General features: G+C 47.5%; 5 protein-coding genes. 1 reads left to right on the top strand and 4 read right to left on the bottom strand.

The annotated features are described in order from the left end of the window. The coding region (locus DZ54_RS22115; RefSeq protein ID WP_037354701.1) for an ISAs1 family transposase at nucleotides 1-296 on the top strand (296 nt) is incomplete at its 5' end. A gap of 178 nt (nucleotides 297-474) precedes the next feature. Here the strand turns inward: DZ54_RS22115 and DZ54_RS0114480 are convergent. The 4 genes from DZ54_RS0114480 to DZ54_RS23730 form a co-directional block, all read right to left on the bottom strand. Beyond that, entirely contained in the window at nucleotides 475-3,174 is a 2,700-nt protein-coding gene (locus tag DZ54_RS0114480; RefSeq protein WP_025674856.1) for a bifunctional diguanylate cyclase/phosphodiesterase, read from the bottom strand. 310 nt (nucleotides 3,175-3,484) lie between these two features. Next, nucleotides 3,485-4,711 carry an OFA family MFS transporter gene (locus DZ54_RS0114475; protein ID WP_025674855.1) on the bottom strand — a complete coding sequence of 409 codons (1,227 nt, stop codon included), beginning with the start codon at nucleotides 4,709-4,711 and terminating at the stop codon, nucleotides 3,485-3,487. Nucleotides 4,712-4,842: 131 nt separating this feature from the next. Continuing rightward, nucleotides 4,843-4,971 carry a LytTR family DNA-binding domain-containing protein gene (locus DZ54_RS27565; protein WP_420804862.1) on the bottom strand — a complete coding sequence of 43 codons (129 nt, stop codon included), beginning with the start codon at nucleotides 4,969-4,971 and terminating at the stop codon, nucleotides 4,843-4,845. Then, a complete protein-coding gene (locus DZ54_RS23730) occupies nucleotides 4,938-5,222 on the bottom strand; it encodes a LytTR family DNA-binding domain-containing protein (RefSeq protein ID WP_025674854.1) in 285 nt (94 codons plus the stop codon). Before DZ54_RS23730 ends, DZ54_RS27565 begins: the two co-directional genes overlap by 34 nt. Nucleotides 5,223-5,413: the final 191 nt, after the last annotated feature.

Below are 5,413 nucleotides of genomic sequence, written 5' to 3'. Positions count from 1 at the left end.
ACTATATCAGCTCAAAATCACTGACTGCCGATGAGGCAAGCCGTGCTATTCGCTCGCATTGGGGCATTGAAGCCATGCACTGGGTGTTAGATGTCAACATGGGGGAAGACGCATGCCAAATTTATAAAGACAATGGGGCCGCGAACTTTGCCTGCCTGCGACACATGGCCTCAAACATGGTGCGGGCTGAGCCGACCAAGATCAGCTTGGTGGCCAAACAGAAGCGCTGTCTCATGAATCCCAGCTTCTTAGAGAAGGTTTTAGCCGCAGGTATTCCGGCGATGGTTGAAAAATGAACACTCATGCGCTCGCCCTGGGTTGTACCCTTGATTAAAAACATTAGGAAAGATATCGAGTATGTGGAAATGGCTAAAATGAATGACATGTTTAAACATCCAATCTTTATTCAGGACTAGTATAGTTGGATGTCAAAAATAAACATTGGTTTTATAATGTCATGTCACCTCGCTATCTTTATTGCTCACTCTTACCAAACGTGCTTAAAGCTTTTTCGGCGCTCATGGGTTTGAAGAAGTAGAATCCTTGGATCTCATCGACGCGCCAGACGTTAAGAATGCGTAATTGTGACGCGGTTTCCACGCCCTCCGCAACGGTTGTCATGCCGAGCTCTTGGGACATATTGATGATGCTACGTACCAAGGTTTTAGCTTTTTCATTGGTTTCAATTTCACTCATGTACGACTTATCCAACTTGACGATATCGAGCGGGAAATTACACAGCGAGCTAAACGATGAATAGCCGGTACCGAAGTCATCTAAAGCCAGTTGGACGCCCAGCGCCTTGAGGGCATGCATCCGTTCAATCGTCTCCTGATCAGCGCCGAGTAGAATGCTTTCGGTGACTTCCAGCACCAGCTGCCCAGGCGAGAGTTGGTACTGCTTAATGAGTCGCTGCAAATTATTCATCAGCGCACTTGTGCCAAAATGAGGGCTAGAGAGGTTGACATGAATGGTGAGCCGGTGCTGCGACTTTTTACTCCAATACTCTTGCATGCGTTGTAAAAATGCACAGGCTTTTTCTAAAACCAGTTCGTCGAGTTCAACGATCAATTTGTGTTTCTCAGCCAAAGGGATAAAAATACTGGGCGACACCGTCCCTAGCTCTGGATGATACCAACGTGCCAGTGCTTCAAAGCCGATCACTTGATTTGATGTGGCGTTAACGATTGGTTGAAAGAAAGCCGTGAACTCATCGTTTTTCAGTGCAGTAACCAGGTTTCGATTAATGGTTAATGTCTCATTGGCAGCTTGTACGGTCTCTTGATCAACAATGGTCACATTGTGCTTTGGTACCGACTGTTGCTCAATCGCATAAAAACCACAGTGGACGAGAGGTTCAAAATGGGTAAACGCTAGCTCCGGCCCTATCATTGCGGCGTTAAGGCCGATATCAAAGTCTGCGGTCGTTTCGGATAAATGATTTGCACTGACTTTTAGCACGGTATTCGCCCGAGGAGCAAATTGATCCGCCGCTATTTGGTCAGTAAAAACGATAAACTCGTTTTCGCTTAGCCGGCCGATCTCGGCCTGTGGAAACTGCTGCTTTAGCATATCAGCAATGTGCTTTACCGCATTGTCATAGGCATGATGCCCATATATCTCGTAGATTTCACGAAGACGTGTGGCAATCACATAAAGGGTAATGATGGCCCTTTTGTCTGTGAGGGCTTGATTTAAGGCTTTGGTTGTTGAGGGCCGATTGAGCAAACCTGATAAGGTATCATGGTGTGATAGCGTTTCTATTAAAGCGGCTTGTCGTTTTTGTTGGCTAATGTCTTTCACCGCCAGCATCACGGTTTGAGACACCTGATTATCTAGCCGCATCGCTTCTATATTGCAAGAAATGGTTTGCCCGGTGGCACTGCGTAGGTTGGTTTCAAAGTGAGTGACGTCTTGTTTGTCTTGCTGTTGGAAGGCATTTAAATCAGACAGTGTGCCGTCTTTATTGTTTAACAGAATATCGAGTGGAGCATTGATGAGCTGTGTGCGTTGATGACCTAGCAAGTTCAGTAGTGCCTGATTCACATCCACAATCTGGTCGTGTTCTAAAAGGATCATACCCATGTGTTGGTTGTGGTATAGGGCGTCAAATTTAGACAGTGTCTCTTTGAGCTGTCGTTCAGCTTGAGAAGACATGCTCGTCAGCGCCTCGATTTGTTCAGTGATGCGGGTAAACGTATCTTTTTCTGTTGTGAGCGGGGCTGTATCTCCCAGTAATGCACTGACATTTCTCTCAAAAGAGATAAATTGTCTCGCAATCTTGCGCCGATAAAGTAGATAAACCAATAAGGCAATAAAAGAAGTGATCGCTAATAAGGCCCAAAGAAGGTATTGAAAGACTTGCTTTCCTTTTTGGTAGTAACGGCGAGGTTCGGTTGTTTCTAAGGCCACGATAGGGCGGTGACTCAAATCGTATAAAAACGTATATCGGGTTATTTTATCGTCAGTGCGAACAATACGCCCAACGGTATCTTCTCCTGTTGCAAAGCCATTTCCTGCTGCAGAGCCATTGTCAGCGAGTCGGTTGTTACCCGCCAATATGTTGTTGTAGTCAGAGGGAAACCGCCCAGTCAGTGCTTGTCCCCAAACCATCCAACCGACGGCCGGAGCGTTGCCAGCGCTGTCTCTCACAGGGTTGAGACTGATCACCCAAATGCGGTCTTTAAGCTTCAGTAAACCAGCGAACGAAGACAACTCTTTATCGGGGAGTGGTTGATGAATATGAGCTGTGACGGCAGGCGAGCGATATATCGCATTAATGATCGATCCATTCTCTGTCTTTTCCAATACTTTTGCTTCGACGATTTCACCGCTTAAGTCGGCAAACCCCATCATGTCTAAACCAAGCGCGAGTAACGTCTCGTCAGTTAGGTTCCTCTGCGCATAGTCATTATTGCCTGTTGTAAGTAGCGCATAGGTATCATCCCAATAGGCCCAGTCGACGGCATATTCAACCTGGTTATCAATCACCCGTTGGATCACGGCTCTCGCTTGTTGGTTCGCGCGTGTGATTTCTATTTCTTCTAGATGTTCAATACCGAAGAGGAAAAAATAGCGCGTCAATAAAAGGCTACTGAAAATTATGGCAAGTAAACCGACGATAAAAATAAGCGCTACTTTGCTGTGAAGCGTGATAAATCGCGTCCGTGTCATGTAACACCTAGCAAGAAAAGAGGGAGAAAGGCCCGTTGCCGAGGTTTTAAATTAGGCGAGGACACCACAACAATCAATAGTGTTGTTAAGGTATTGAGATGTTATTCAGTATTTGGCGGTGGATTTATCAACGAACAACCATATCACCGGGTTTACAGTGTAAACTGCGCCACTTTATGTGACGTTGTCACACTTTGTTTTTGGGTTTTTGGGTTATTGGCTTGAAACAGAATCTTAATGGCTATTAATCAAATCGGAGGAGGTGCCCCTCGTATTATTGCTAAGACGAAGGGCAAGCGCGTAACAATGCTTAGCTAGTCGGTGACTCCAACTGCCAGTGATGCTTAATGCTCTCGTTAATGTGTTTAGGCGAGTGAATAGTGAATGCAATGCACAAGGATATAGTGATCATTACCAGCATCACACTGAACGCGGTGACAAAACCGCCAAACAGTGCCGCAATCACAGAGCCCATAAAGCTACCGACACCAAAACCGAGGTACATAAAGCCATAATTTTGACTGAGGTGGTTCATGCCAAAATAGTCACTCATCAAGGTGGGGAATACCGTAATAGCCCCACCAAAGCTAAAGGCGACACAAGCAACCGACAGATAGAAGCTATATTGATCAAGTGGCATAAAGCGGAGCATACCGACGCCGGCCGCACAGACCAATAGCGCCAAACCCACAACTTTGCTGCGCGCCATGCGATCAGACAGTACGCCGAGCGCCAAACGCCCACCTAAATTCGCCAAGGCGATAATGGCTACGGCTTCGGCGGCTGTGGTTGCATCAAGGTGAACGTAAAGCTCACCCACATCTTTGGCAACGCCGATCACATACAGGCCACTCATACAAATGGTGACGAATACGGTAGCAAGCAACCAAAACTGTGGCGTTTTAAAACACTGAGAGAGGGTGTAATCAGCAGGCGCATCGACGTCTGATCCGTTTGTAGCTGTTTTTTGTTGTGGTGCGTCATGCATCAGTGCGCCTCCAATGACGACCATCACACAGGCCAATACTGCCCACATTTGAAAACTCAGTGCTGCGCCCCCTGCGGCTAAAAAGTACAAGTTAATGTATTTAAAACCTAAGCTACCTAGGCCGTAGGCGCCAATGGCACAGGCTGATGCGAGTCCTTTGTTTTTCGGGAAAAAGCGCACGCAGTTAGATAACGTCATTAAGTAGCCGGTACCGTCAGCCAGGCCGATAAGAAGACCCGCGGTGAGGTAGAGTAACCATAATTGACTGACAACTGATGTGAGCGCGAGGCTGGCGCCAAGTAGTAAACCGGCACCGATGGTCACGCGGCGGACACCGAATCGTGTTTGTAAATGGCCAGAGACGGAAGAAGCAATGGCCAAGGCGAGAGTCATAATGCCAAAAGTGAACGCCACTTGGTTGACAGGCTCGCCAAGTTGGGTTGCGAGTGGTGCGTTGAACAGACTCCACGTATACACAGAGCCGAGTGCAAACTGAGCCAATACAGTACCGATAAGGGTTTTGATGCCGGGGGATAAACGTGCGTTCATGGTGACGCTCCAGGGTTTTATCTATTGGGAACACCTCCAAGATACGACCCTCAACCCCCACATCAAGAGTAGGTGAAAAAGATAAAATAAGCTGCAGTTAGTGGGCATGAACTGCAGCGAGACGGCATGAATTACAACTGCATGCGTTCGCGAAATGCCTTCAGGTTACCGCGGCTGACCAGCACAGGGTCGGGAATGCCGGGCAGAAAGACGTGGTAAGTACTATTTAATCCTGGTGCAATTTCAGTGATTTTATCCACGTTGACGCAATAAGAGCGGTGGCAACGGAAAAAGTTGGCGGGGAGTTGTGCATCAATTCACTGATGGTGTAGGGCACATAGAACTCGCCGTCGGGGGTATACACCAGGGTGGTCTTTTCGTTGGCGGCGGCATACAAAATGTCAGCCGTATCGGTAATACGGATCCGGTTATCACGCATTAAATGCAATGTATGGCCTTGGTTGGCGTTCATGTCTGCAGGGATCGCCGCGATAGCGAGTTTATCGAGCACGCCTTTAACCCGCGTTTCGTTGAGCGGCTTAAGTAAGTAGTTGAACGCTTCAAGTTCAAAAGCGTCTGCGGCGTGCTCTTTGTAGCGGTGGTGAAGATGATAAAGGGTGGGCGCGTATTGGTATGTAAACTGCGTGCGAGCAACACCCCATCAATCGACGGGATATTAATATCTAAAACAACACGTCCACG

This window comes from Salinivibrio socompensis S35 (assembly GCF_000513715.1).
Lineage (GTDB): Bacteria > Pseudomonadota > Gammaproteobacteria > Enterobacterales > Vibrionaceae > Salinivibrio > Salinivibrio socompensis.
This window is presented reverse-complemented; position numbering and strand designations above follow the sequence as displayed.